The sequence below is a fragment of the Geobacillus genomosp. 3 genome (assembly GCF_000445995.2).
GTDB lineage: Bacteria > Bacillota > Bacilli > Bacillales > Anoxybacillaceae > Geobacillus.
Map to the genome: position 1 here is coordinate 1,153,231 of NC_022080.4, position 26,457 is coordinate 1,179,687.

Annotated in this window: 24 protein-coding genes; 23 read left to right on the forward strand and 1 reads right to left on the reverse strand. The window is 53.9% G+C overall.

The window, feature by feature from the left end; genetic code table 11:
* Window positions 1-3 precede the first annotated feature (3 nt).
* From infB to M493_RS05965, 9 genes are all read left to right on the forward strand, one after another.
* The gene (gene infB, locus M493_RS05925; protein ID WP_020959388.1) at window positions 4-2,229 is read left to right on the forward strand and encodes a translation initiation factor IF-2; all 2,226 of its coding nucleotides are present in this window, start codon (window positions 4-6) and stop codon (window positions 2,227-2,229) included.
* Entirely contained in the window at window positions 2,226-2,504 is a 279-nt protein-coding gene (locus M493_RS05930) for a DUF503 domain-containing protein (RefSeq protein ID WP_020959389.1), read from the forward strand. Before infB ends, M493_RS05930 begins: the two co-directional genes overlap by 4 nt.
* Window positions 2,505-2,519: 15 nt before the next feature.
* Window positions 2,520-2,906, forward strand: a complete 387-nt coding sequence (rbfA, locus tag M493_RS05935) for a 30S ribosome-binding factor RbfA (RefSeq protein ID WP_020959390.1) — start codon at window positions 2,520-2,522, stop codon at window positions 2,904-2,906.
* Window positions 2,907-2,959: 53 nt separating this feature from the next.
* The gene (gene truB / locus M493_RS05940; protein ID WP_020959391.1) at window positions 2,960-3,868 is read left to right on the forward strand and encodes a tRNA pseudouridine(55) synthase TruB; all 909 of its coding nucleotides are present in this window, start codon (window positions 2,960-2,962) and stop codon (window positions 3,866-3,868) included.
* Window positions 3,869-3,909: 41 nt separating this feature from the next.
* Complete coding sequence (ribF, locus tag M493_RS05945) at window positions 3,910-4,890, forward strand: bifunctional riboflavin kinase/FAD synthetase (RefSeq protein ID WP_020959392.1); 981 nt, start codon at window positions 3,910-3,912, stop codon at window positions 4,888-4,890.
* An 87-nt stretch (window positions 4,891-4,977) separates the two neighbouring features.
* A complete protein-coding gene (gene rpsO, locus M493_RS05950) occupies window positions 4,978-5,247 on the forward strand; it encodes a 30S ribosomal protein S15 (protein WP_020959393.1) in 270 nt (89 codons plus the stop codon).
* A 137-nt stretch (window positions 5,248-5,384) separates the two neighbouring features.
* The gene (pnp, locus tag M493_RS05955; RefSeq protein ID WP_020959394.1) at window positions 5,385-7,553 is read left to right on the forward strand and encodes a polyribonucleotide nucleotidyltransferase; all 2,169 of its coding nucleotides are present in this window, start codon (window positions 5,385-5,387) and stop codon (window positions 7,551-7,553) included.
* Between the two features lie 86 nt (window positions 7,554-7,639).
* Entirely contained in the window at window positions 7,640-8,623 is a 984-nt protein-coding gene (locus M493_RS05960; protein ID WP_020959395.1) for a polysaccharide deacetylase family protein, read from the forward strand.
* Entirely contained in the window at window positions 8,610-9,857 is a 1,248-nt protein-coding gene (locus tag M493_RS05965; RefSeq protein ID WP_020959396.1) for a M16 family metallopeptidase, read from the forward strand. The genes M493_RS05960 and M493_RS05965 overlap by 14 nt, the downstream gene beginning before the upstream one ends.
* 74 nt (window positions 9,858-9,931) lie before the next feature.
* Here M493_RS05965 and M493_RS05970 read toward each other — a convergent pair whose 3' ends face one another.
* Window positions 9,932-10,174 (reverse strand): YlmC/YmxH family sporulation protein, encoded by a 243-nt coding sequence (locus M493_RS05970; protein WP_020959397.1) that lies wholly within the window; start codon window positions 10,172-10,174, stop codon window positions 9,932-9,934.
* A gap of 190 nt (window positions 10,175-10,364) precedes the next feature.
* On the opposite strand from M493_RS05970, the gene dpaA reads away from it, so the two are divergent.
* From dpaA to M493_RS06040, 14 genes are all read left to right on the forward strand, one after another.
* A complete protein-coding gene (dpaA, locus tag M493_RS05975; protein WP_020959398.1) occupies window positions 10,365-11,270 on the forward strand; it encodes a dipicolinic acid synthetase subunit A in 906 nt (301 codons plus the stop codon).
* On the forward strand, window positions 11,267-11,875 hold the full coding sequence (locus tag M493_RS05980; RefSeq protein ID WP_020959399.1) for a dipicolinate synthase subunit B: 609 nt from the start codon (window positions 11,267-11,269) through the stop codon (window positions 11,873-11,875). Before dpaA ends, M493_RS05980 begins: the two co-directional genes overlap by 4 nt.
* Window positions 11,876-11,994: 119 nt before the next feature.
* Window positions 11,995-13,038 carry an aspartate-semialdehyde dehydrogenase gene (gene asd, locus M493_RS05985; RefSeq protein WP_020959400.1) on the forward strand — a complete coding sequence of 348 codons (1,044 nt, stop codon included), beginning with the start codon at window positions 11,995-11,997 and terminating at the stop codon, window positions 13,036-13,038.
* Between the two features lie 20 nt (window positions 13,039-13,058).
* On the forward strand, window positions 13,059-14,312 hold the full coding sequence (dapG, locus tag M493_RS05990) for an aspartate kinase (protein ID WP_020959401.1): 1,254 nt from the start codon (window positions 13,059-13,061) through the stop codon (window positions 14,310-14,312).
* A gap of 5 nt (window positions 14,313-14,317) precedes the next feature.
* Window positions 14,318-15,187 (forward strand): 4-hydroxy-tetrahydrodipicolinate synthase, encoded by an 870-nt coding sequence (gene dapA, locus M493_RS05995; RefSeq protein WP_020959402.1) that lies wholly within the window; start codon window positions 14,318-14,320, stop codon window positions 15,185-15,187.
* Window positions 15,188-15,366: 179 nt separating this feature from the next.
* Window positions 15,367-17,037 (forward strand): ribonuclease J, encoded by a 1,671-nt coding sequence (locus tag M493_RS06000; RefSeq protein ID WP_020959403.1) that lies wholly within the window; start codon window positions 15,367-15,369, stop codon window positions 17,035-17,037.
* Window positions 17,038-17,154: 117 nt separating this feature from the next.
* On the forward strand, window positions 17,155-17,892 hold the full coding sequence (locus M493_RS06005) for a ClpP family protease (protein WP_020959404.1): 738 nt from the start codon (window positions 17,155-17,157) through the stop codon (window positions 17,890-17,892).
* Window positions 17,889-18,113 carry a YlzJ-like family protein gene (locus M493_RS06010; RefSeq protein WP_020959405.1) on the forward strand — a complete coding sequence of 75 codons (225 nt, stop codon included), beginning with the start codon at window positions 17,889-17,891 and terminating at the stop codon, window positions 18,111-18,113. The genes M493_RS06005 and M493_RS06010 overlap by 4 nt, the downstream gene beginning before the upstream one ends.
* Before the next feature lie 108 nt (window positions 18,114-18,221).
* Window positions 18,222-20,552: an FtsK/SpoIIIE family DNA translocase gene (locus tag M493_RS06015; protein ID WP_020959406.1), complete on the forward strand. Its 2,331-nt coding sequence runs from the start codon at window positions 18,222-18,224 to the stop codon at window positions 20,550-20,552.
* Between the two features lie 209 nt (window positions 20,553-20,761).
* On the forward strand, window positions 20,762-21,493 hold the full coding sequence (locus tag M493_RS06020; protein WP_020959407.1) for a GntR family transcriptional regulator: 732 nt from the start codon (window positions 20,762-20,764) through the stop codon (window positions 21,491-21,493).
* 82 nt (window positions 21,494-21,575) lie between these two features.
* Window positions 21,576-22,667, forward strand: coding sequence for a BMP family lipoprotein (locus tag M493_RS06025; RefSeq protein WP_020959408.1), 1,092 nt, complete (start codon window positions 21,576-21,578; stop codon window positions 22,665-22,667).
* 124 nt (window positions 22,668-22,791) lie between these two features.
* Window positions 22,792-24,321, forward strand: coding sequence for an ABC transporter ATP-binding protein (locus M493_RS06030; RefSeq protein WP_020959409.1), 1,530 nt, complete (start codon window positions 22,792-22,794; stop codon window positions 24,319-24,321).
* Entirely contained in the window at window positions 24,318-25,364 is a 1,047-nt protein-coding gene (locus M493_RS06035; RefSeq protein ID WP_020959410.1) for an ABC transporter permease, read from the forward strand. The genes M493_RS06030 and M493_RS06035 overlap by 4 nt, the downstream gene beginning before the upstream one ends.
* The gene (locus M493_RS06040; protein ID WP_020959411.1) at window positions 25,365-26,324 is read left to right on the forward strand and encodes an ABC transporter permease; all 960 of its coding nucleotides are present in this window, start codon (window positions 25,365-25,367) and stop codon (window positions 26,322-26,324) included.
* Window positions 26,325-26,457: the final 133 nt, after the last annotated feature.

Genomic DNA, 26,457 nt, shown 5'->3' on the forward strand with positions numbered 1-26,457 from the left:
TGTATGTCGAAAATGCGTGTGTACGAATATGCGAAAAAACAGAACGTGCCAAGCAAGGACGTTATTCATAAATTGAAAGAAATGAACATTGAAGTAAACAATCATATGGCCATGCTCGAGGCCGATGTCGTCGAAAAGCTTGACCATCAATACCGCCCAAAGGCCGAAAAGAAAACCGAAACGAAACATGAAAAGAAAGCAGAAAAGAAAACCGACAAGCCGAAGCGGCCGACGCCGGCGAAGGCGGCCGATTTCTCGGATGAGGAAATTTTTGACGATGCAAAAGAGGCGGCCAAGCCGGCAAAGAAAAAAGGGGCGGCGAAAGGGAAAGAAACAAAACGAACGGAAGCGCAGCAGCAAGAAAAGAAAGCGTTCCAAGCGGCGAAGAAGAAAGGAAAAGGGCCGGCGAAAGGGAAAAAACAAGCGGCCCCGGCCGCAAAGCAGGCGCCGCAGCCGGCGAAAAAAGAAAAAGAGCTGCCGAAGAAAATTACGTTCGAAGGTTCGCTCACGGTGGCCGAATTGGCCAAAAAACTGGGGCGCGAGCCGTCGGAAATCATTAAAAAGTTGTTTATGCTCGGCGTGATGGCGACGATTAATCAAGATTTAGACAAAGATGCGATCGAGCTTATCTGCTCCGACTACAGCGTTGAAGTCGAAGAAAAAGTGACGATCGATGAAACGAACTTCGAAACGATTGAAATTGTCGATGCACCGGAAGACTTAGTCGAACGGCCGCCGGTCGTCACGATCATGGGGCACGTTGACCATGGGAAAACAACGCTTCTTGATGCGATCCGTCACTCAAAAGTGACTGAACAGGAGGCGGGGGGCATTACCCAGCATATCGGCGCCTATCAGGTAACGGTCAACGACAAGAAAATTACGTTCCTCGATACGCCGGGGCATGAGGCGTTTACAACAATGCGGGCGCGCGGCGCGCAAGTGACGGATATTGTCATCCTCGTCGTTGCGGCCGATGACGGGGTCATGCCGCAGACGGTCGAGGCGATCAACCACGCCAAAGCGGCGAACGTGCCGATTATCGTCGCCATTAACAAAATGGATAAACCGGAAGCGAACCCGGATCGCGTGATGCAAGAGTTGATGGAGTACAACCTCGTTCCGGAAGAGTGGGGCGGCGATACGATTTTCTGCAAGCTGTCGGCGAAAACGAAAGACGGCATTGACCATCTGTTGGAAATGGTTTTGCTTGTGAGTGAAATGGAAGAACTAAAAGCGAACCCGAACCGGCGCGCGCTTGGCACGGTGGTCGAAGCGAAGCTCGATAAAGGACGCGGTCCGGTAGCGACGCTGCTCGTCCAAGCCGGCACGCTGAAAATCGGCGATCCGATTGTCGTCGGCACGACATACGGGCGCGTGCGGGCGATGGTCAATGACAGCGGTCGGCGCGTCAAAGAAGCGGGCCCGTCGACGCCGGTCGAAATTACCGGGCTGCACGATGTGCCGCAAGCCGGCGACCGTTTCATGGTGTTTGAGGATGAGAAGAAAGCGCGGCAAATCGGGGAAGCGCGGGCGCAGCGGCAGCTGCAGGAGCAGCGGAGCGTGAAAACGCGCGTCAGCTTAGATGATTTGTTTGAACAAATTAAGCAAGGCGAAATGAAAGAGCTGAACTTAATCGTCAAAGCCGATGTTCAAGGATCGGTTGAAGCGCTTGTCGCCGCCTTGCAAAAAATCGATATCGAAGGTGTGCGGGTGAAAATTATTCATGCCGCGGTCGGCGCGATTACCGAGTCGGATATTTCCTTAGCGACGGCATCGAACGCCATCGTCATCGGTTTTAACGTCCGTCCGGACGCCAATGCGAAGCGCGCCGCCGAATCGGAAAACGTCGACATCCGCCTCCACCGCATCATTTACAATGTCATCGAAGAAATTGAAGCGGCGATGAAAGGGATGCTCGATCCGGAATACGAGGAGAAAGTGATCGGACAGGCGGAAGTGCGGCAAACGTTCAAAGTGTCGAAAGTCGGCACGATCGCCGGCTGTTACGTCACCGACGGCAAAATCACCCGCGACAGCAAAGTGCGCCTTATTCGTCAAGGTATCGTTGTGTACGAAGGCGAAATCGACTCCCTCAAACGCTTCAAAGACGATGTGCGTGAAGTGGCACAAGGGTATGAGTGCGGCGTGACGATCAAAAACTTTAACGATATTAAAGAAGGGGATGTCATCGAGGCGTACGTCATGCAGGAAGTGGCCCGCGCATGATTGGCTTCGCCTCATGCGAATGCATCATTTATAACGCCCGATCGCTAAAGGACAAACGGGCTGTCCTGCAGCGGGTGCTGACAAGAATCCGGCAAAAATACAACGTCTCTGTGGCCGAAATCGATCATCAGGACGCATGGCAGCGGGCGAAAATCGGGCTTGTCGCCATTGCGTCAAGCCGGCTCGCGGCCGAGCGCGAACTCGGGCGGGCGCTCGCTTTGATCGACTCGTTCCCGGAACTGGAGCGGGCGGCTACATCATTTGAGTGGTTGTAATCGAGGTGATGGGTGATGAACATACGGGCAACTCGCGTTGGCGAGCAAATGAAAAAAGAGTTAAGCGACATTATCGGCCGCAAACTGAAAGATCCGCGCATCGGCTTTGTCACCGTCACCGATGTGCGCGTCACCGGCGACTTGCAACAGGCAAAAGTGTATATTAGTGTCTTTGGTGACGATGAGCAGCGGGAAAACACCTTGAAGGCGCTCGAGAAAGCGAAAGGGTTTATCCGTTCCGAGATCGGTCAGCGCATCCGTCTGCGCAAAACGCCGGAAATTTTGTTCGAAATCGACGAAACAATCGAATATGGGAGTCGCATCGAACAGCTGATCCGGAAAATTTCCGATGAGGATGGCCGTGGATCGGAAGAAACGAACGATGAACCGAAAAATGGATAGACGAATCGTCTATCCATTTCCATTCACGAGTATGATACGGAAAGGGTGCGCCGATGGACGGGGTATTGCTGCTTAATAAACCGAAAGGGATGACGTCGCACGATTGTGTGGCGAGAGTGCGCCGCCTTTTGGGCGTAAAAAAAGTCGGTCATACCGGTACACTCGATCCGAACGTGTCCGGCGTGTTGCCGATTTGTCTCGGCAAAGCGACACGCATCGCTGAATTTCTTACCGGAGCGACGAAAACGTATGAAGGGGAAGTGACGCTCGGTGCGGCGACGACGACCGAGGACGCCGATGGTGATATGATCGCCGTCCGGCCGGTTGACCGGACGATTGCGCGCACGGAGATCGAAGCAGTATTTCGCGGCTTAACCGGGGAAATCGAACAAACGCCGCCGATGTATTCGGCGGTGAAAGTAAACGGCAAAAAACTGTATGAGTATGCGCGCGCTGGCATCGAAGTCGAACGCCCGACGCGGCGCGTGACCATTTACGAGCTCGAGCTGCTCGATGACCGCGAGCAATTTGCCGGGGAGACGGTGTCATTTCGCTTCCGCGTCACGTGCAGCAAGGGCACGTACGTCCGTACGCTCGCCGTCACCATCGGTGAACGGCTCGGCTACCCGGCTCATATGTCCGATCTCATCCGTACAGCGTCCGGGCCGTTTCAGCTGGCCGACTGCGTAACGCTTGAAGAGGTCGAGCGCCGGGCGGCCGATGGGACGGCCGATGCCTTGCTCATTTCGATCGAGCAAGCGCTTTTTCATTTGCCGAAATACGAAATCAATGATAAAGTAGCAGAGAAAGTAAAAAACGGGGCGCTGCTCCGTCTCCCCGCCTTTTTGCAGGAGCTTGACGGGCCGGTTGTGCTCGTGACGCCCGAGCGGGAGGCGCTGGCCCTGTACGTGAAGCATCCGGCGCGCCCCGGTGTGATGAAGCCGCTGAAAGTGTTTCGTTGACGCCGGGTGACATGCGGAAATGAAGAAGGTGGATCATTGATATGAAAACAGTATTTATTTCGCATCCACACCACTTCGAACGCCAGACGCTTCCCCCGACGGTGATGGCGCTCGGGTATTTCGACGGCATTCATCTCGGTCATCAGAAGGTGATCGCTACGGCAGTCGAGGTGGCCAAACAACGCGGGTATGAAAGTGCGGTGATGACGTTTCACCCCCATCCGTCCGTTGTGCTTGGCAAACAGCCGGAGCTTCGCTTGATCACCCCGCTTGGCAAAAAAGAGCAGCTGATCGCGGCGCTCGGGGTGGATCGGCTATATATCGTCGAATTTACGCCGGCGTTCGCCGGGCTGTTGCCGGAACAGTTTGTCGACCAATATTTGGACGGATTCCATGTGAAACATATTGTTGCCGGCTTTGATTTCACCTATGGGCGGTTCGGAAAAGGAACGATGGAGACGATGCCGCTTCATGCGCGCGGCCGCTTTGGGCAGACGGTCATTCCGAAGCTGACGGTCGACGGCGAGAAAGTAAGCTCCACACGCGTGCGGCAGCTCATTGAACAAGGGGCGGTCGAACAGCTTCCCCGCCTGCTTGGCCGCTTTTATGACATCGAAGGGACGGTCGTCGCCGGGGAACGGCGCGGTCGGACGATCGGGTTTCCAACGGCGAACATCGCCTTAAACGGCGATTATTTATTGCCGGCAATCGGCGTTTATGCCGTCAAGGCGACGATCGGCGGGCAAGTATATGAGGGGGTGGCCAATATCGGCTACAAACCGACGTTCCATGAGACGCGTGAAGGGCTGCCGAGCGTCGAAGTGCATCTATTTGGGTTTGCGCGCGACATTTACGGGGAAACGGTGGCGATTGAGTGGCACCGCCGCCTGCGGGGCGAGCGGAAGTTTGCGGGCGTCGCTGAGTTGACGGCGCAAATCGCCCGCGACAAAGAAGAAGCGGAGCAGTATTTCCGCCGCTTAGACGAAAAGACTTGCATTTTGCCGGAAAAAGAGGTATTCTAATCAATGTATGCGAACCGTTGCTTGGCCAGGCGAGTCACCGACGCCCGCTCGGCAACCGGGGATTTCAAGTCAGGGAGGTGAACGAGAATGGCATTGACGCAAGAGCGCAAACGTGAAATTATCGAGCAATTTAAAGTCCATGAGAACGACACCGGTTCTCCGGAAGTGCAAATTGCGATCCTGACGGAACAAATCAACAACTTGAACGAGCATTTGCGCGTTCATAAAAAAGACCACCATTCACGGCGCGGCCTGCTGAAAATGGTCGGGAAACGCCGCAACTTATTGGCTTACTTGCGCAAGAAAGACGTGGCGCGCTACCGTGAATTGATTGGGAAACTTGGATTACGTCGATAAAAAAGCGGGAGCATTCCCGCTTTTTTGCTAGTTTATAGGCGCAGTTTGCGCCACAGCTGATACAATGGCGCCAATTCGTCTATACTAATCATCAGCGGCATCCATATTTTTATACATAGAGAGGAGTACTCGTCTGTATGGAACAAGAGAAACGCGTGTTTTCCATCGATGTGGCCGGGCGTCCGCTCGTCATCGAGACCGGCGAGTTGGCGAAACAGGCGAACGGCGCGGCGCTCGTCCGCTACGGCGATACCGTTGTGCTGAGTACGGCGACCGCATCGCGGGAAGCGAAAAACGTCGACTTTTTCCCGCTGACCGTCAACTATGAGGAGCGGTTGTACGCCGTCGGGAAAATTCCGGGCGGGTTTATTAAGCGCGAAGGCCGTCCGAGCGAGAAAGCGGTTTTGGCGAGCCGGCTCATCGACCGTCCGATTCGGCCGCTGTTTGCTGAAGGATTCCGCAACGAAGTGCAAGTCGTGTCGATGGTAATGAGCGTCGATCAAGACTGCTCGCCGGAAGTGGCGGCGTTAATCGGCTCGTCGGTGGCGCTGACCATTTCCGACATTCCGTTTGAAGGGCCGATCGCCGGTGTCATCGTCGGCCGCGTTGACGGCCAGTTTGTCATCAACCCGACGGTCGAACAAATGGAAAAAAGCGATATGCATCTCGTCGTTGCCGGCACGAAAGACGCGATCAACATGGTTGAAGCCGGCGCGGACGAAGTGCCGGAAGAAGTAATGCTGGAAGCGATCATGTTCGGCCATGAGGAAGTGAAACGGCTCATCGCTTTCCAAGAGGAAATCGCCGCCCAAGTCGGCAAAGAAAAAATGGAAGTTATCCTATACGAGCCAGACCCGCAACTGGAAGCGGAAATCCGCCAGCTTGCGGAAGCCGATATTAAAAAGGCGGTGCAAGTGCCGGAGAAACTGGCGCGCGATGCCGCGATTGAGGACGTGAAAGCCGGCGTGATCGCGAAATATGAAGCGGAAGAAGCCGATGAAGAGAAGCTGAAGCAAGTGCAGGAAATTTTGCATAAGCTCGTCAAAGAGGAAGTGCGCCGCTTAATTACGGTTGAGAAAATTCGTCCCGACGGGCGCAAAGTGGATGAAATTCGTCCGCTGTCGTCAGCGGTTGGCGTCTTGCCGCGCACGCACGGTTCCGGTCTGTTTACGCGCGGGCAAACACAAGTGTTAAGCGTCTGCACACTCGGAGCGCTCGGCGATGTGCAAATTTTAGACGGGCTCGATCTCGAAGAATCGAAACGGTTCATGCACCATTACAACTTCCCGCCGTTTTCCGTCGGTGAAACGGGGCCGATGCGCGGGCCGGGGCGGCGTGAAATCGGGCACGGGGCGCTCGGCGAGCGGGCGTTAGAGCCGGTCGTGCCGTCGGAGCGCGAGTTTCCGTATACGATCCGCCTTGTTTCCGAAGTGCTCGAATCGAACGGTTCGACGTCGCAAGCGAGCATTTGCGCGAGCACGCTGGCGATGATGGACGCCGGGGTGCCGATTAAAGCGCCAGTTGCCGGCATTGCCATGGGGCTTGTGAAAAATGAGGATCATTATACAATTTTAACGGATATTCAAGGCATTGAGGATCACCTTGGCGATATGGACTTTAAGGTCGCCGGCACGAGAAAAGGCGTCACGGCGCTGCAAATGGACATTAAAATTAAAGGACTGACGCGCGATATTTTGGAAGAAGCGCTGCAGCAGGCACGCAAAGGACGGATGGAAATTTTAGACCATATGATGCAGACGTTGAGCGAGCCGCGTAAAGAGCTGTCGAAATATGCGCCAAAAATTTTGATCATGCACATCAATCCAGATAAAATCCGTGAAGTCATCGGGCCGAGCGGCAAACAAATCAACAAAATCATCGATGAAACCGGCGTAAAAATCGATATCGAACAAGACGGCACGATTTTCATCTCGTCTGTTGATGAGGCAGCCAACCAAAAAGCGAAGCAAATTATCGAAGATATCGTCCGCGAAGTTGAAGTGGGACAAGTGTATTTAGGCAAGGTGAAACGGATCGAAAAATTCGGCGCGTTCGTTGAGCTGTTTAACGGCAAAGACGGGCTCGTCCACATTTCCGAGCTCGCTGAAGAACGGGTTGGCAAGGTCGAGGACGTCGTCTCGATCGGCGATGAAATTTTAGTGAAAGTGACGGAGATCGATAAGCAAGGGCGCGTCAACTTGTCGCGCAAAGCGGTGTTGCGTGAGCAGCGCGGCGCCGAGGATCCGCCGAAAGAGGCGCGGGAAAAACGAGGAAGACGGCCAGAGCGCCAACGCATGAAGCCTTAGGAATTTGTTTCTTAAGGCTCTTTTGTTATGTTCTAACGTGTCCCTCTGCTACATATTTGTAGTAGTAAAAAAGGAGGGGGACAAGGGTGAACAACGGTTATGCTCGCTATATGGCGTTAGCGGTCATGTTCCTCATCGCTTGGGTGGTGGTTCATTGGCCGCCGGTCGGCGACTACATCGAGAGCTGGCGCCCCGCGGAAACGACGGCTGTGAAGGAACGTGACAAGTTGTACGAAACGATCGCCAAACAGGCAAAGCAATACGAAATTCCCGCTCAAGATGCGGTTATTGATAAAGTATGGAAGGCGACGCCCGGCTATAACGGGCTCGCGGTCGATATTGACGCTTCCTATAAAAACATGAAAAAAACAGGGACGTTCGATGAGCAGAAACTCGTGTTCCGCCAAGTGCCGCCGCGCATCCATTTGGACGATTTGCCGCCGGCGCCGATTTACCGCGGCCATCCCGACAAGCCGATGGTCTCGTTTTTGATCAATGTCGCCTGGGGGGAAGAATATATCCCTGATATGCTCGAGACGTTGAAAAAGCATGATGTCAAGGCGACGTTCTTTTTGGAAGGGCGATGGGTAAAAAATCACCCGGAGATGGCAAAAATGATAGCAGACGCCGGCCATGAAATCGGCAATCATTCCTACAGCCATCCGGATTTAAAAACGCTCAGCAGCGACAACATCCGCCGCGAGCTCGAGAAAACGAACGAAGTGATCAAAGCGGCGACCGCGGTCAAATGCAAGTGGTTCGCCCCGCCAAGCGGCAGCTATCGCGACGAGGTCGTCGAAATTGCCGCTGATCTTGGCATGAAGACGATTCTATGGAGTGTCGATACAATTGATTGGCAAAAACCGTCGCCATCTGTTATAGTGAAACGGGTAACATCGAAAGTCCATCCCGGCGCCATGATTTTAATGCATCCAACGATGCCGACGGCGGCCGCGCTTGATGAGCTGATCGTTTCGATTAAGCGCCAAGGCTACGCCATCGGCAGCTTAACGGCCTTATTCGACGAGAAAAGACTGGCAAAAAAACAGGAGGAACATGGAGTTGATTAACAAATATACGTGCAAAAACGGTGTGCGAATCGTGCTGGAGCAAATTCCGACCGTAAGATCGGTGGCCATCGGCGTATGGATCGGCACAGGCTCGCGCAATGAGACGGAACAAAATAATGGCATTTCCCATTTCTTAGAACACATGTTTTTTAAAGGGACGACCACACGCACGGCCCGGGACATTGCGGAAGCGTTCGACAGCATCGGCGGACAAGTGAACGCTTTTACATCCAAGGAGTATACGTGCTATTACGCGAAAGTGCTCGATGAACATGCACCGCTGGCGCTTGAGATGCTCGCTGATATGTTTTTCCACTCAACGTTCGTTGAGGATGAGCTGCAAAAAGAGCGCAACGTCGTGCTTGAGGAAATCAAAATGTATGAAGATACGCCGGATGACATCGTCCATGACTTGCTCGGCAAAGCATGCTACGCAAACCACCCGCTCGGCTACCCGATTTTAGGCACGGAAGAGACGTTGCGCACGTTTACCGGCGACACGCTGCGCCAATATATGGCCGACTATTATACGCCGGACCGCGTCGTTGTTTCGGTTGCCGGCAACGTTGATGAGCGGTTTATCGGGGAGATTGAACGCTATTTCGGCTCGTTTACGGCCGCCAATAAGCCGGCCTCCTCGGGAACGCCGTCGTTCGTGCCGCAAAAGCTCGCGCGCAAAAAAGACACCGAGCAAGCGCACGTATGCATCGGATTCAGGGGGCTGCCGATCGGCCATCCGGACGCGTACCCGCTCCTTATTTTAAACAACATTTTAGGCGGCAGCATGAGCAGCCGGCTGTTTCAAGAAGTGCGCGAACAGCGCGGATTGGCATATTCGGTCTTCTCCTACCATTCCGCCTACCAAGACAGCGGCCTGCTCGCCATTTACGCCGGCACGGGAAGCGGCCAACTCGACGTTTTGTTTGAAACGATCCAACGGACGCTGCGCCAGCTGACAGAAGACGGCATTACGGAAAAAGAGCTCCGCAACAGCAAAGAGCAAATGAAAGGAAGCTTGATGCTCGGGCTCGAAAGCACAAACAGCCGCATGAGCCGCAACGGCAAAAACGAGCTTCTTCTCGGCCGCCATCGATCGCTTGATGAAATTATCGAAGAGATCGAAAGTGTCACGGTTGAAAAAGTGAACGAGCTGGCGCGCGCAGTTTTCGAGAAAGACTATGCCCTCGCCCTCATCAGTCCCGACGGTATGCTGCCGCAGCCGCTCCGCTCCTAGCCGCCACCGGCGCATAAAAAAGCTAACGACCTTTGTGAGGTTGTTAGCTTTTTTATTTTGTACAGCCTACTCGATCACCCTTCTTCAGGGACGTCGATCATCACCATATCGGCGCCGATTTTGCGGATATATTTCCACGGCACGCGAATTTCTTGTCCGTCTTTGCGAAACCCGAACCATTTTCCGGTCGGAATGAGCAGCGCCTCAACTTGCCCGGTTTGCTCGTTGATTTCCAAATCGGTTTGCCCGAGCACCCCGAGCCGCTCCGCCCGCCTCACATCGACGATTTCTTTGCCGCTTAATTCGCTCAGCCTCACGCTTGTTTCCCCCTCTTCGCGTCTTTATTTCTATTGTAAGGAACAAAACAGAAAAAAATGACTGCCGCCGGCCGGAAACGGAATATATTGCCCATTTTTCCCGTCAAGGATATTCACCTATATTTTCCCCCCGACATAAGATGGGAAAAGAAACGGAGCAGTTTGCCAATAAAGAAGGTGAGCGTACAACATGATGCTGACAGGGATGCATGTCGCCATTATCGGCGGCGATGCGCGGCAGCTTGAAGTCATTCGCAAACTCGTCGAACTCGATGCGAAGTTATCGCTCGTCGGTTTTGATCAGCTCGCCCACCATTTTACCGGAGCGGTGAAGCTGCCGATCGACGAAGTCGATTTGGCCGACTTGGATGCGATCATTTTGCCGGTTCACGGTACGACGTTGGACGGAAAGGTAAACAGCGTCTTTTCCCACGAGCCGATTCCGTTTACGGAAGAGATGGTGCAAAAAACAGCGAAACGGTGCACCATTTACTCCGGCATCAGCAACTCGTATTTAGACGAACTCATGAAAAAAACCGGGCGCAAATATATCCAGCTGTTTGAGCGCGACGATGTCGCCATTTACAACTCCATTCCGACCGCCGAAGGAACGATCATGATGGTCATTCAGCATACCGATTTTACGATTCACGGCTCGCACGTTGCCGTCCTCGGGTTAGGACGCGTCGGCATGACCGTTGCCCGGACGTTTGCCGCCCTAGGGGCGAAAGTGAAAGTCGGGGCGCGCCGGTCGGAGCATCTCGCGCGCATTACAGAAATGGGGCTCGTGCCGTTTCATTTGAACGATTTGGAAAAAGAAGTGCGCGATATTGACGTCTGCATTAACACCGTGCCCCATTTGATCGTGACAGCGAGCGTCATCGCCAAAATGCCGGCCCATACGCTGATCATCGATTTGGCATCAAAGCCGGGCGGCACCGACTTCCGCTACGCCGAAAAGCGCGGAGTCAAAGCGATCTTGGCGCCCGGGCTGCCGGGGGTAGTGGCGCCGAAAACGGCCGGGCAAATTATCGCCAACGTCCTTGCGCAACTGTTATATCAAGATTTACAAAAACGGGAGGAGAATAAGCGATGAGCGGAAACAGCTTAAAAGGGAAACGGATCGGCTTTGGCCTCACCGGGTCGCACTGCACGTATGACGCCGTGTTCCCGGAAATTGAAAAACTCGTCAATGAAGGGGCGGAGGTGCTGCCAATCGTCACGTACACGGTGAAGACGACAAACACCCGGTTCGGTGAAGGGGAAGAGTGGGTGAAAAAACTCGAGCAATTGACCGGGAACGAGGTGATTGACACGATCGTCAAGGCCGAACCGCTCGGGCCGAAAATTCCGCTCGATTGCATGGTCATCGCCCCGCTGACCGGCAATTCGATGAGCAAGCTGGCGAATGCCATGACCGATTCCCCGGTGCTTATGGCCGCCAAGGCGACGATGCGCAACCACCGCCCCGTCGTGCTCGGCATCTCGACAAACGATGCGCTCGGTTTAAACGGCGTCAACTTGATGCGGCTGATGGCGGCAAAAAACATTTATTTCATTCCGTTCGGCCAAGACGCGCCACACGCGAAACCGAACTCGATGGTAGCGCGCATGCCGCTTCTTCGCGATACGGTGCTCGCCGCCCTTGAGGGGAAACAGCTGCAGCCGGTCGTGATCGAGCGCTTCCGTTACAATGATTAAAGGCCATCGCGGAAAATCGGCGCCGCGCAGAAAAATTTTCTCTCGTCCACAGCGGAATGTGATAAAATAAAGACTATGAATTCACTTCTAAGAGTGACGATGTGGAAGGAGAATGGTTGATGGCTCAAAAACAATATCATGTTGCTGTCGTCGGAGCAACGGGGGCAGTCGGGCAACAAATGGTGCGGACGCTCGAAGACCGGAACTTTCCGGTCGGAACATTAACGCTGTTATCATCGGAACGTTCGGCAGGCAAAAAAATGCGTTTCCGCGGCGAGGAAATTGAGGTGCAAGCGGCGGCGCCCGAGCGTTTTGATGGGGTGGACATCGCCTTGTTCAGCGCCGGCGGGGCGGTATCGAAGGCATTGGCGCCGGAAGCGGTCCGGCGCGGAGCGATCGTCATCGACAATACGAGCGCGTTTCGGATGGATGAAAATGTGCCGCTTGTCGTCCCGGAAGTGAATGAAAGCGACTTGACGTGGCACAACGGCATTATCGCCAATCCGAACTGCTCGACGATTCAAATGGTCGTGGCGTTGGAGCCGATCCGGAAGGCATTTGGTTTAGAGCGCGTCATCGTTTCAACGTACCAAGCTGTTTCCGGGGCTGGGGCGCAGGCTATCGAAGAGCTGCGTGCGCAGACGAAGGCCGTGCTTGAAAACAAGCCGGTTGAGGCCAACATTTTGCCGGTGAAATCGGATCGGAAACATTACCCAATTGCGTTCAACGCCATCCCGCAAATCGATAAGTTCCAAGACAATGGCTTTACATTTGAAGAGATGAAAATGATTAATGAAACGAAAAAAATTATGCATATGCCTGAGCTGAGCGTCGCGGCGACGTGCGTACGCATCCCGGTCGCGAGCGGTCACTCGGAATCGGTGTACATCGAAATTGAACGAGACGGCGTCACCGCTGCCGATCTGCAGGCGGTGCTTCGCGAAGCGCCGGGCGTCGTTTTGCAAGATGACCCGAACGAGCAGCTGTATCCGATGCCGGCGAATTGCGTCGGAAAGTATGACGTCTTTGTCGGCCGCATTCGCCGCGATCTCGACAATCGCCGCGGCTTCCATCTATGGATCGTTGCTGACAACTTATTAAAAGGAGCAGCCTCCAACTCGGTGCAAATTGCAGAAAGTTTATTGAAGCTCGGGCTGATTTGAATAAGCATCGGGGTGTTAGCATGAAAATCATTGTCCAAAAGTTCGGCGGCACGTCCGTCCGCGATGAGCGCGGGCGGAACTTGGCGCGCCGCCATATTGAAAAGGCGCTTGAAGACGGCTACAAAGTCGTTGTTGTCGTCTCGGCCATGGGCCGCTATGGCGATCCGTATGCGACCGATACGCTTCTTAGCCTGATCGGCGGCGCCGGCCATCATGTGACAAAGCGCGAACAAGATCTATTAATGGCGTGCGGGGAAATTATTTCAAGCGTCGTATTTAGCAACTTGCTGAACGAACACGGCATTAAGGCGACGGCGTTCACTGGCGCGCAAGCCGGATTCCGCACGAACGGCGACCATACGAACGCGAAAATTCTCGAAATGCGCTGCGACCGGCTGCTTGAGGCGCTCGAGCAATACGATGTCATCGTCGTTGCCGGCTTTCAAGGGGTGGCGGAAAACGGCGACATCACGACGCTTGGCCGCGGCGGAAGCGATACATCAGCAGCGGCGCTCGGTGCTGCTTTAAACGCCGAGTGGGTCGATATTTTCACCGATGTCGACGGCGTCATGACCGCCGACCCGCGCATCGTCGAAAGCGCCCGGCCGCTAGAAGTCGTCACTTACACGGAAATTTGCAATATGGCGTACCAAGGAGCGAAAGTCATTCATCCGCGCGCAGTAGAAATCGCCATGCAAGCGAAAGTGCCGTTGCGCGTCCGTTCGACATATTCCGATGCGCCTGGGACGCTTGTCACTTCATCGGTTCGCGGTCAAAAAGGAAGCGATGTGAAAGAGCGGCTCGTCACCGGCATTACGTATGTCGCCGACGTCACACAAATCAAAGTGCTGGCGAAAGAGGGGCACTATGAGCTGCAGTCTGATGTGTTCCAAGCGATGGCCCACGAAGGGATCAGCGTCGACTTTATCAACATTTCGCCATACGGCGTCGTTTACACAGTAAGCGGCGACATGACGGAAAAAGCGATTGCCGCTTTGCGCCGCGTCGGCTATGAGCCGGCGGTGACGCCCCGCTGCGCCAAAGTGTCGGTCGTCGGCGCCGGCATTGCCGGCGTGCCGGGGGTGACGGCGAAAATTGTCACCGCTTTATCGGAGCAAGGCATTCGAATTTTGCAGTCGGCCGACAGCCATACGACGATTTGGGTGCTAGTGAGGGAGAGTGACATGGAAAAAGCGGTCAACGCCCTGCATGACGCCTTTTGTCTGTCTGAAGCGGAGGCGGGCGGATATGAAGCGATTTGGAACGAGGAGTGAAAACAGTGGTTCAGTTCGGAAACATCGTAACGGCGATGGTTACACCATTTGACCAGAAAGGAAACTTGAATTTAGCGAAAACGACGGAGCTCGTCAACTATTTGCTCGACAACGGCACCGACGCGCTCGTTGTCGCCGGCACGACTGGTGAATCGCCGACCTTGACGGCAGAGGAAAAAGTTGCGTTGTTCCGTCACGTCGTTTCTGCCGTCAACGGCCGTGTGCCGGTCATTGCCGGGACGGGGACGAACGATACGCGCGCGTCGATTGAACTGACGAAGCGGGCGGAGGAGGCGGGCGTCGACGCCATCATGCTCGTCGCCCCGTATTACAACAAGCCCAACCAGGAAGGGCTGTACCAGCATTTTAAAGCGATTGCCGAAAGCACATCGCTTCCGGTCATGCTGTATAATGTGCCGGGGCGCACATCGGTGAATCTCGCCCCTGAAACCGTCATCCGGCTTGCAGCGATTCCAAACATCGTTGCCGTCAAGGAAGCGGGTGGAAACTTGGAAGCGATGGCGGAAATCATTGAGCGAACTCCGGACGATTTCCTGCTGTATAGCGGTGATGACAGCTTGACGCTCCCGGTATTGGCGATCGGCGGCGCCGGCGTCGTTTCGGTTGCTTCGCACATCATCGGCAATGAAATGCAGCAAATGATCCGTGCGTTCCAAGCCGGCGACCATCAAGCCGCCGCCGCGCTGCATCGGAAATGGCTGCCGCTCATGAAAGGATTGTTCGCCGCGCCGAGCCCGGTGCCGGTGAAAACCGCTTTGCAAATGCGCGGGCTAGACATTGGTCCGGTGCGTCTTCCCCTCGTTCCGCTCACCGAGCAAGAGCGGAGCGAGCTCAGCCGTCTGCTTGATAGCTGATGACCACATGCGTTCAGCTGCCTGACCCCAACGCCGATTCGGGCGTTGGGGCTTTTTTGTCCAAACGGGGAAATCCATTGACTGGCTGATGATCCATCTTGTGTTTTTCAGCGCCGATTCGTTATAATAAAAGCAAGTGACTTTGAGCGGGTTAGCATCACAATTAGGAGGACGCAGCCTTGAAATCCAAAATAAAGCCGGTAGAAAAAATCCGTATTTTCGCCCTCGGGGGAGTCGGGGAAATCGGTAAAAACATGTATGTCGTCGAATTGGACGAGGACATTTTTGTCCTTGATGCCGGGGTCATGTATCCGGAAGATGAAATGCTTGGCATCGACAAGGTGATTCCGGACATCGCTTATTTAATTGAACGGCAGCACCGCATTCAGGCGATCTTTCTCACCCACGGGCATGAGGAACATATGGGGGCGATCGCCTATGTGCTTAAGCAGCTGTCTGCGCCAGTGTACGGCACGAAGCTGACGCTCGGTTTGGTGGAAGCCATTTTAAAAGAACAAGGCATCACGAACGCCAATCTGAACGAGATTCATCCTGACGCTGAATTGTCGTTTGATAAGGCCAAAGTGACGTTTTTCCGCACGATTCACAGCATCCCCGATTCCATCGGCATCAGCCTGCATACATCACAAGGGGCGATTGTATACACGAGCGATTTTAAGTTTGACCAAACACCGTACGGCAACAACCGCGCTGACTTGGGGAAAATGGCGCAAATCGGCGAACAAGGGGTGCTCTGCCTGCTGTCGGACAGCACGAACGCTGAACGCCCTGGATATAGTGGTTCCGATACAGCCGTCGCCCATGAGATCACCGATGTGATCGGCCATGCGAAAGGGCGCGTGTTTGTCGCTTGCTACGCTTCAAACATTACGCGCATCCAGCAAGTGCTTTACGCTGCCCACCAATCCGGACGCAAAGTGGCGGTAATCGGCAAAACGTTGCATAAAATCATGGATATTGCGGTTCGCCTTGGCTATTTGCATCTTCCGGACAAGGTGACAATTTCTGCCTATGACCTGGACCGTTACAGCGATCGTGAGCTCGTCGTTTTGACGACCGGCGGGCATGGCGAGCCGATGAGCGCGCTTTGGCGCATGGCGCGGCAGGCCAATAAACAGGTCAATATTAAAGAAGGAGACACCGTCATCGTTGCGGCTTCCGTCATGCCAGGCTATGAACTGGGATTCGCGAAAACGATCGACGCCCTGTACCGCGCCGGGGCGAACGTCATTTACCGCGATCGGCAAGTGCACGTGTCCGGGCACGGTTGCCAGGAAGAATTAAAGTTAATGCTCAATTTCATGAAGCCGAAATATTTCATTCCGGTGCACGGGGAGTATCGGATGCAAAAAGCGCACGCCCGCCTGGCGAAGGCGGTCGGCATCTCGGAAGAGCGGACATTTTTGCTCGATAAAGGCGAAGTGATCGAATTCCGCAACGGCACTGCCCGCCCTGGCGGCAAAGTGCCATACGGCAACATTTTAATCGACGGCCTTGGCATCGGCGATGTCGGCAATATCGTGTTGCGCGACAGACGTTTGTTATCGCAGGATGGCATTTTGATCGCGGTTGTCACGCTGAACAAGGAAGCGAAAACGATTGCCGCCGGGCCGGAAATCATTTCGCGCGGGTTCGTCTACATGCGTGAAGCCGAAACACTGCTTGAGGAAGCGGAACAAATGGTGGCGGCGATCATCGAGCGCTGCCTCGAGTCGTACATGCTCGAATGGTCATCGTTAAAGGCGAACATTCGCGAAGCGTTAAGCCAGTTTTTATTTGAGAAAACGAAGCGAAAACCGATGATTTTGCCCATTATTATGGAAGTATAATGCAATCATGCTCAAAGTCCACGGGGGAAATGCTGGAAACGGTCAGCCGTTGCCGGCATTTTTCTTTTTCCTTTCGACCATACTAAACGTATGATCAACAGAAAGGAGAAGAAATGGATGGAGAAGGAGCGTTACTTCCAAGCAGAGACGGAGGAAAAAGCCGAAACGAAGACAGAAGAGGCGACCGCGGCCATTACCCAGCTTGGGCAAACGAACGTCCCGCAACTAGAGCCGGATACGAATATCCACTGTCTGACGATCGTCGGCCAAATTGAAGGCCATGTCCAGCTGCCGCCGCAAAATAAGACAACGAAATATGAGCACGTCATTCCGCAAATTGTCGCCATTGAGCAAAATCCGAAAATCGAAGGGTTGCTCGTCATTTTAAACACCGTCGGCGGCGATGTCGAAGCCGGGCTCGCCATTGCGGAAATGCTCGCTTCGCTCTCAAAACCGACCGTTTCCGTCGTGCTTGGCGGGGGCCATTCGATCGGAGTGCCGATCGCCGTTTCGTGCAGCCACTCGTTCATCACCGAGACTGCGACGATGACGATTCATCCGATCCGTCTGACCGGGCTTGTCATCGGTGTGCCGCAAACGTTCGAGTATTTGGATAAAATGCAGGAGCGCGTCGTCCGTTTCGTGACGAAACATTCCAATATTAGCGAAGAAAAATTTAAAGAGCTCATGTTTTCGAAAGGAAATTTAACGCGCGACATCGGAACGAACGTCGTCGGACCTGACGCCGTCCGGTACGGGCTGATCGATGAAGTTGGCGGCGTATCGCAGGCGATGGCGAAGCTGCGGCAGTTGATCGAGATGAAAAAAGGCGGCGAAGGGAAGATAGTCCAATGATTTTATATACGGTCATGCCGGAACACTTGATGTTTCCAACGGATGCGGCTGCATATGAAAAGCAAAAAATGGTGTACTACGACGGCATTCCATTTCTCGTCCAAATCGTGGATACGGGCGAATATGAAATCGTGCAAAATTTAAGCACAAATCCCTACCATTTTTTAAACGCCAAATATGCGCCCGGGGCGCGGTTTTCAATTTCCGCAGCAACATCGTAATGAATTGTGCGGCCGTTCATGCTATAATAATAAGGAAACAGAAAAAAGCAGCCATTGTTGGCTGCTTTTTTCCGGCTTGCCAATTCATTCATGCTGGAGTGAGCGATCATGGCGAAACGAAAGCGACAAAAAAAAGGAAAGCCGCCAAAGAAGCAGCCATGGACGGAGGCGATCCGTTTTGAATTGATCGGCCTCGGGCTGTTGGCTGTTGCCGTTGTGGCGATGGCCCGTCTCGGGCTTGTCGGGGAAACGCTCGTGCTCGTCAGCCGCTTTTTTTTCGGCGAATGGTACATGCTATTAGTGGGCGGTTTATTCATTTTATCGTTTATCCTGATGTGGAAGCGGGAGTGGCCGTCATGGGCGAGCCGCCCGTTTGTCGGCGCCTCCGTCATTGCAGCGGCGCTCTTGTTGTTAAGCCATGGGAAGCTGTTTGAACTCATGTCGCGGCGCGGTGAACTCGACCCAAGCGTCATTCGCACGACATGGGCGCTGTTTTGGAACGAAGCGAATGGCAAGGAGGCCGCTGTCGATTTGGGGGGCGGGATGGTCGGCGCCTTGTTGTTTGCCGCCAGCTACCAGCTGTTTGATGCGCTTGGGACGAAATGGATTTGTTTTCTGTTGTTCGTTGTCGGCTTCATCGTACTGACGGGAAAATCGCTGCGTGAAACGGTTGGCAGACTGATCGTCTTGGCGGCGGCGTTTATGCGTCAGGAATGGCTAGCGTTTGTTGCGGATATGAGGCAATGGTTGGCAGGACGAAAGCGGCGGGCCAACGCCGGACGAAACCGGCGTTCGCGGCGGGCGGCCGCCCGGCCCGAAGATGAGCCGGGTGAAGCCGGCGCTGCTGAATCGGAGGACGAGCTGCTTTCGCCGCCGCCGATCATATCCGATTTTGCCGCCGTCCGGTCGGCGGTCGAGCCGGAAGAGGAGAAACAGCCGCCAATCGAAGGCGGCGATGGCGGGAACGGGGACGCACCGGCGCCGCCGCTGGCGTTTTCCGAGCATGAAAACACCAACTATGATTTGCCGCCGCTTGAGCTTCTCAGCCTGCCGAAACCGGCCGGACAATCGGCTGACCATGCCAACATTTACGCCAACGCACGCAAATTGGAGAAAACGTTCCAAAGCTTTGGCGTCAAGGCGAAAGTGACGCAAGTGCATCTCGGGCCGGCGGTGACGAAATACGAAGTATACCCGGACGTCGGGGTGAAAGTTAGCAAAATCGTCAGTTTAAGCGATGATTTGGCGCTCGCCCTAGCGGCGAAAGACATCCGCATCGAGGCTCCAATTCCCGGAAAATCAGCGATCGGCATTGAGGTGCCGAACGAAGAAATCGCCACCGTCTCGTTGCGCGAAGTGTTGGAAGCCGTCGAGCATACGCGGCCTGAGGCAAAGCTGTTGATCCCGCTTGGCCGCGACATTTCCGGGGAAGTGGTCGCCGCTGAACTGAACAAAATGCCGCATTTATTGATCGCCGGTGCTACGGGGAGCGGCAAAAGCGTCTGCATTAACGGCATCATCGTCAGCCTGCTTATGCGCACGAAACCACACGAGGTCAAGCTGATGATGATCGACCCGAAAATGGTGGAGTTGAGCGTCTATAACGGCATTCCTCATTTGTTGACGCCGGTCGTCACCGATGCGAAAAAAGCAGCCCAGGCACTGAAAAAAGTCGTGCAGGAAATGGAACGGCGCTATGAGCTGTTTTCCCATACCGGCACACGCAACATTGAAGGGTATAACGAACACATCCGTCAACAGAACGAGGCGGTGCCGGAACAGCAGCCGCTTTTGCCGTATATTGTCGTCATCATCGACGAACTGGCCGATCTAATGATGGTGGCATCTTCGGATGTTGAAGAGGCGATCACCCGCCTAGCGCAAATGGCGCGCGCCGCCGGCATCCACTTAATCATCGCCACCCAGCGCCCGTCGGTCGATGTCATTACCGGCGTCATCAAAGCAAACATTCCGTCGCGCATCGCCTTCAGCGTCTCGTCACAAATCGATTCGCGCACCATTTTGGATATGGGCGGGGCGGAAAAACTGCTTGGCCGCGGCGACATGCTGTTTTTGCCGATGGGGGCCTCGAAGCCGGTGCGCGTCCAAGGGGCGTTTGTATCCGACCAAGAAGTCGAAGAGGTCGTTCAGTTTGTCATCAGCCAGCAACAGGCGCAATACTATGAGGAAATGATCGTTCAAGAGGGCGAGGCGAACTCTCCGGCACTTGAGGATGATCTGTACGAAGAAGCCGTCCGCCTTGTCGTCGAAATGCAAAGTGCCTCTGTGTCGATGTTGCAGCGCCGCTTCCGCATTGGCTACAACCGGGCTGCCCGCCTCATCGACGCCATGGAAGAGCGCGGCGTCGTCGGCCCGTATGAAGGAAGCAAGCCACGCGCTGTTCTTTGGTCAAAAGAAGATTTCAAAAAGACGTCATAAACAGGAAAACAGGCAGGTTCCTTTTACCTGCCTGTCCAACAGTATAGCATATTGGAAGCGCTGCCGGTCATATTTCTTTTTTTTCGACAAAAATGGATTATCCCTATTTATTTGCCGGGTAAAAAATGTTATAGTAATCTCGAAAAGGTTATATGTCTAATGTCAGAGGTCTGATCTCATGGGAAATGCGTAACGTGGAGGACGTTGTCATGTCAATCAAATCAGACAGTCGCCATCTTTATTTGCAAGTCATTGACCGCATTAAACACGATATCGAAACTGGAGTGTACAAAGAAAAGCAAAAGCTTCCATCCGAGTTTGAGCTCGCCAAGCAGCTCGGCGTCAGCCGGGCGACGCTGCGGGAAGCGCTGCGGGTGCTTGAGGAGGAAAATATCATCATCCGCCGCCATGGCGTCGGGACGTTTGTCAATGCCCGACCGCTGTTTACGTCCGGCATCGAGCAGCTCACAAGCGTCACCGACATGATCCGCCAAGCCGGGCGCAAACCGGGCACGATTTTTTTGTCTTCCTCTATCCAACAGCCGACCGAAGACGATATGCGCCGCTTTCAATGCCGGACGGATGATGAGATTTTGCTGATCGAGCGGGTGCGCACCGCTGATGGGGAGCCGGTCGTCTATTGCCTTGATAAAATTTTATGTAAATATTTGCCGAGAGGCATTTCGTATGAGCATGAGTCGCTGTTTGAAAACTTGCACAATCAGGCACACCGCGATATTGCCTATGCCGTTGCGCGCATTGAACCGCTCGGCTACCACGAAAAAGTGTCGCCGATTTTGCAATGCGATCCGGAGACGGCCTTGCTTGTGCTCAAACAAATGCATTTCGATAAAAATGACGAACCGATTTTTTATTCAACGAACTACTTCCGCTCCGACAAGTTCAGCTTTCATGTCATGCGGAAACGGTTCGGTTTTTAAGGGGGTGAAATCAGTACATAGAAAGAGAACGGAAGTTTCATACTAATTAGGAACAAATTTTTCAAGCAGGGGGTAATGGAGCATGAAAAAGCGATTCGGCTGGGCACTCTCCGTTCTGTTCGCCGCCGGCACGCTGCTTAGCGCCTGTGGCCAAGATGGCGGCAACGCGGGAGGCAATAATCAAGAAGATACGTTCAGCGTTGCCATGGTCACGGACGTAGGCGGCGTCGACGACCGATCGTTCAACCAGTCGGCTTGGGAAGGGCTGCAAAAGTTCGGGAAAGATAACGGCCTCGAAAAAGGACGCGGCGGGTACGATTATTTGCAGTCGACGAGCGACGCCGATTATCCAACCAACTTAAACAAACTTGTGCGCAGCGACTTTGACTTGATTTACGGTATCGGCTATTTGATGGGGGATGCAGTGAAAGAAGTCGCGGAGCAAAATCCGAAAAAACACTTTGCTATTGTGGATACAGTTGTGGATGCCCCAAATGTCGCCAGCATTACGTTTAAAGAGCATGAAGGGTCGTTTCTTGTCGGCGTTGTGGCCGGGCTGATGACGAAAACGAATAAAATCGGCTTCGTTGGCGGAATGGAAATTCCGTTGATTGAGAAATTCGAAAGCGGCTTCCGTGCCGGTGTCAAAGCGGTCAACCCGAAAGCGACCGTTGAAGTGCAATACGCCGGGGCGTTTGACCAAGCCGATAAAGGGAAGGCGATCGCCTCGAGCATGTACGCTTCCGGCATTGATATTATTTACCACGCGGCCGGAGGAACCGGAAACGGCGTCTTTTCAGAAGCAAAAGACTTGAAGAAGAAAGATCCGAACCGCGAAATTTGGGTCATCGGCGTCGATAAAGACCAAGCGCCGGAAGGAGAAGTGAAAGTCGGCGACAAGACGTACAATGTGACGCTCACCTCGATGGTCAAACGAGTCGACGTAGCTGTTTATGATGTCGCCAAACGGGCGCAGGCTGGCGATTTCCCGGGCGGCCAAACAATTGAGTATGGCTTGCCGGAAAACGGGGTCGGCATTGCCCCGACGCAAGACAACATCCCGGACAATGTGCTAAAAGCGGTGGATGAATGGAAGGAAAAAATCGCCAATGGTGATGTGAAAGTGCCGTCGAGCCGGAAAGAGTACGAACAATTTGCGGCAACGGTTAAATAATGAAAGTGGAAAAAGGCTAGTGCGCGCCGCTAGCCTTTTTCAAAATCATGAAATGAAGGGCGGCCGTTTGGCTGCCGCCTCTCATTTTGTGATTTTGACCTTGCCGAAGTAGGGAGTGAATTACTTGGAATACGTGATTGAAATGCTCAATATTCGCAAAGTATTCGGCACGTTTGTCGCCAACGACAACATTACACTGCAGGTGAAAAAGGGGGAAATTCACGCCCTTCTTGGTGAAAACGGCGCCGGCAAATCGACGTTGATGAACGTGCTGTTTGGTCTCTATCAGCCGGATGGGGGCGAAATCCGTGTCAAAGGGAAACCGGTGCGCATCACTGACCCGAATGTCGCCAACGACCTCGGCATCGGGATGGTGCATCAACACTTTATGCTTGTTGATACGTTTACCGTAACGGAAAACATCATTTTAGGCAGTGAGCCGACACGGGCGGGAACGATTGACATCAAGCGGGCTGAACAGGAAGTGCGTGAACTGTCGGAGCGGTATGGGCTGGCGGTGGATCCGACAGCGAAAATTGCCGATATTTCCGTCGGTATGCAACAGCGCGTCGAAATTTTAAAGACGCTCTATCGCGGCGCGGACATTTTAATTTTTGACGAACCGACAGCGGTTCTGACGCCGCAGGAAATCCGCGAGCTCATCGAAATTATGCGCACGCTCGTCCGCGAGGGAAAATCGATCATTTTAATTACGCACAAGCTCAAAGAAATTATGGAAGTGTGCGACCGCGTCACCGTTATCCGCCGCGGCAAAGGGATCGCGACGCTTGAGGTCGCCGAAACGAATCCGAACGAACTGGCGGCGCTCATGGTTGGCCGCGAGGTGCAGTTTACGACCGAGAAAAAGCCGGCTGAGCCAAAGGCGCCGGTGCTTGAAATCGAGAATTTGGTCGTGAAAGATGCCCGCGGCATTCCTGCTGTAAACGGCCTGAGTTTGACGGTGCGCGCCGGGGAGATCGTCGGCATTGCCGGGGTTGACGGCAACGGGCAAACCGAGCTGATTGAAGCAGTTACCGGCCTTCTGAAAGTGGAATCCGGTACGGTGAAGCTCAATGGCCGCGATATTACAAATTTATCACCGCGCCGGATTATGGAAGCCGGCGTCGGCCATATTCCGCAAGACCGGCATAAGCACGGGCTTGTCCTCGATTTTCCGATCGGTGAAAACATGGTGCTGCAAGCGTATTACAAGCCGCCATATTCGAAGCGGGGCGTGCTGAACTTTAAAGCGATCTATGACAAAGCACGCCAACTCATTCGCGAATTTGATGTTCGCACACCGGATGAGTATACGAAAGCACGGGCGTTATCCGGCGGCAACCAGCAAAAAGCGATCATCGGCCGTGAAATCGACCGCAACCCAGATTTATTGATCGCTGCTCAGCCGACAAGGGGGCTTGATGTCGGGGCGATTGAGTTTATCCATAAGCGGCTCATTGAGCAGCGTGATCAAGGGAAAGCGGTGTTGCTTGTATCGTTCGAACTCGATGAAGTGATGAACGTCAGCGACCGGATCGCCGTTATTTATGAGGGGAAGATTATCGCCATCGTTGATCCGAAAGAAACGACGGAACAGGAACTCGGGCTGCTGATGGCCGGAAGTAAACGGAAGGAAGCAGGTGTGTCGTCATGAGGTCGAATCGTCTTCAGCAGTTTTTGATTCCGCTGTTGGCCGTTCTGCTCGGCATGATCGTCGGCTCGATCGTCATGCTCGCAAGCGGCTACAATCCGGTCGCTGGCTTTGGCTCTCTCATATACGGAGCGTTTGGCGATGCGTATTACATCGGAGAAACAATCCGCCAGACGACGCCTTATATTTTAACGGGGCTGGCGGTAGCTTTCGCCTTTCGCACCGGCTTGTTTAACATCGGGGTCGAAGGGCAGCTGATCGTCGGCTGGCTCGCCGCCGTTTGGGTCGGGGTGTCGTTTGACTTGCCGAAGGTCATCCACTTGCCGCTTGCCATTTTGGCCGCTGCACTCGCCGGGGCGCTTTGGGGGCTGATTCCGGGCGTACTAAAGGCGTATGTAAAAGTGCATGAAGTCATCATCACGATTATGATGAACTATATCGCTTTGCACGTGACGAACGCGATCATCCGTTCCGTGCTGTCCGATGAGGGCTTCAAGTCCGATCCGGTCAAGGAGAGTGCCTCGCTCCAATCGGAGTTTTTGGAAGCCATTACGTATCACTCGACGGTGCATTATGGCATTTTGATCGCCATTGCTGCTGCGTTTGTCATGTGGTTTTTGCTTGAAAGAACGACGAAAGGATTTGAGCTGCGGGCGGTCGGATTCAACCAGCATGCTTCACAGTACGCTGGCATGAACGTGCGCGCCAACATTATTTTAGCCATGGTCATCTCCGGAGCGTTTGCGGGCGTGGCCGGGGCGATGGAAGGGCTCGGCACGTTCGGCAATATTTCGACGAAAGCCGGGTTTACCGGCCTTGGATTTGACGGCATCGCCGTCGCTTTAATCGGCGGCAACAACGCGTTTGGCATTTTGCTTTCCGCCTTGCTGTTTGGCGCCTTGAAAGTCGGGGCGCTGGAGATGCCGTCAGGCGCCGGCGTACCAACCGAACTCGTCGATATTATTATCGCGCTCATTATTTTCTTTGTCGCATCGAGCTATATGATCCGTTGGCTGTTATCTCGTTGGCAAAAGGGGGCGGAGTAAGTGAGCGTATATGACGTGTTGCAAACGATTATTCCAACAGCGATTTTCTTTGCTGCTCCCCTTATTTTCACCGCGCTTGGCGGCGTGTTTAGCGAACGGTCCGGCGTTGTCAATATCGGGCTCGAAGGGCTGATGATCATCGGTGCGTTTGTCGGCATTGTCTTTAATCTAACGTTTGCCGACCGGCTCGGTTCATTGACGCCATGGCTCGCCTTGGCAGCAGCCATCGTGGTCGGCGCATTGTTTTCTTTGTTGCATGCCGTCGCTTCGGTCACGTTTCGCGCCGACCAAGTCGTCAGCGGAGTGGCGATCAACTTTTTGGCGCTTGGCTTGTCACTGTTTTTAGTGAAAAAAATGTACGGCAAAGGACAAACTGATCAAATTCAAGTCGGATTTGACAAAATTGATGTACCGATATTAAGTGATATTCCGGTCATTGGTCCGCTGCTGTTTTCCAACGCATATGCGCCGTCGTATATCGCTGTTTTGCTGGCGTTTCTGTCTTGGTACATCATTTACAAAACCCCGTTTGGCCTCCGGCTGCGCGCCGTCGGCGAGCACCCGATGGCGGCTGATACGATGGGGATTAACGTTACGCAAATGCGCTATATTGCCGTGATGATCAGCGGGGCGCTCGGCGGGCTGGGCGGTGCGGTGTATGCGACGATCATCTCCCGCGATTTCAGCCATGCCACCATTTCCGGGCACGGGTTTATGGCGCTTGCGGCCATGATTTTTGGCAAATGGCATCCGATCGGCGCGCTGGGGGCGGCGCTGTTTTTTGGGTTGGCACAAAGTTTAAGCATCGTCGGACAAACGATTCCATTTTTGCAAAACGTTCCGACCGTCTACTTGCTTATTGCCCCTTATGTGCTCACGATTTTAGCGCTCGCCGGCTTCATTGGCCGCGCCGAAGCGCCGAAAGCGGCCGGCACGCCATATGTGAAAGGAAAACGGTAAGAAAACGGGCTGTCCGTAAATAAACGGGCAGCCGTTTTTTTGTTGTTCCGGCCGGGAAGCGGGGTGGATTTATTTGCATTTTCCGCTTGGCAAAAGGTATATTGTTGATAAGACATCTCACAATAAGCATACC

Coding starts and splice junctions, on each gene's coding strand:
- infB (WP_020959388.1), top strand. CDS start 4: ATGTCGAAAATGCGTGTGTACGAATATGCGAAAAAACAGAACGTGCCA.
- rpsO (WP_020959393.1), top strand. CDS start 4,978: ATGGCATTGACGCAAGAGCGCAAACGTGAAATTATCGAGCAATTTAAA.
- M493_RS05980 (WP_020959399.1), top strand. CDS start 11,267: ATGAGCGGAAACAGCTTAAAAGGGAAACGGATCGGCTTTGGCCTCACC.
- M493_RS06015 (WP_020959406.1), top strand. CDS start 18,222: ATGGCGAAACGAAAGCGACAAAAAAAAGGAAAGCCGCCAAAGAAGCAG.
- M493_RS06020 (WP_020959407.1), top strand. CDS start 20,762: ATGTCAATCAAATCAGACAGTCGCCATCTTTATTTGCAAGTCATTGAC.
- rbfA (WP_020959390.1), top strand. CDS start 2,520: ATGAACATACGGGCAACTCGCGTTGGCGAGCAAATGAAAAAAGAGTTA.
- ribF (WP_020959392.1), top strand. CDS start 3,910: ATGAAAACAGTATTTATTTCGCATCCACACCACTTCGAACGCCAGACG.
- M493_RS06035 (WP_020959410.1), top strand. CDS start 24,318: ATGAGGTCGAATCGTCTTCAGCAGTTTTTGATTCCGCTGTTGGCCGTT.
- M493_RS06025 (WP_020959408.1), top strand. CDS start 21,576: ATGAAAAAGCGATTCGGCTGGGCACTCTCCGTTCTGTTCGCCGCCGGC.
- M493_RS05930 (WP_020959389.1), top strand. CDS start 2,226: ATGATTGGCTTCGCCTCATGCGAATGCATCATTTATAACGCCCGATCG.
- dapG (WP_020959401.1), top strand. CDS start 13,059: ATGAAAATCATTGTCCAAAAGTTCGGCGGCACGTCCGTCCGCGATGAG.
- truB (WP_020959391.1), top strand. CDS start 2,960: ATGGACGGGGTATTGCTGCTTAATAAACCGAAAGGGATGACGTCGCAC.
- M493_RS06005 (WP_020959404.1), top strand. CDS start 17,155: ATGGAGAAGGAGCGTTACTTCCAAGCAGAGACGGAGGAAAAAGCCGAA.
- asd (WP_020959400.1), top strand. CDS start 11,995: ATGGCTCAAAAACAATATCATGTTGCTGTCGTCGGAGCAACGGGGGCA.
- M493_RS06010 (WP_020959405.1), top strand. CDS start 17,889: ATGATTTTATATACGGTCATGCCGGAACACTTGATGTTTCCAACGGAT.
- M493_RS05965 (WP_020959396.1), top strand. CDS start 8,610: ATGGAGTTGATTAACAAATATACGTGCAAAAACGGTGTGCGAATCGTG.
- pnp (WP_020959394.1), top strand. CDS start 5,385: ATGGAACAAGAGAAACGCGTGTTTTCCATCGATGTGGCCGGGCGTCCG.
- dpaA (WP_020959398.1), top strand. CDS start 10,365: ATGATGCTGACAGGGATGCATGTCGCCATTATCGGCGGCGATGCGCGG.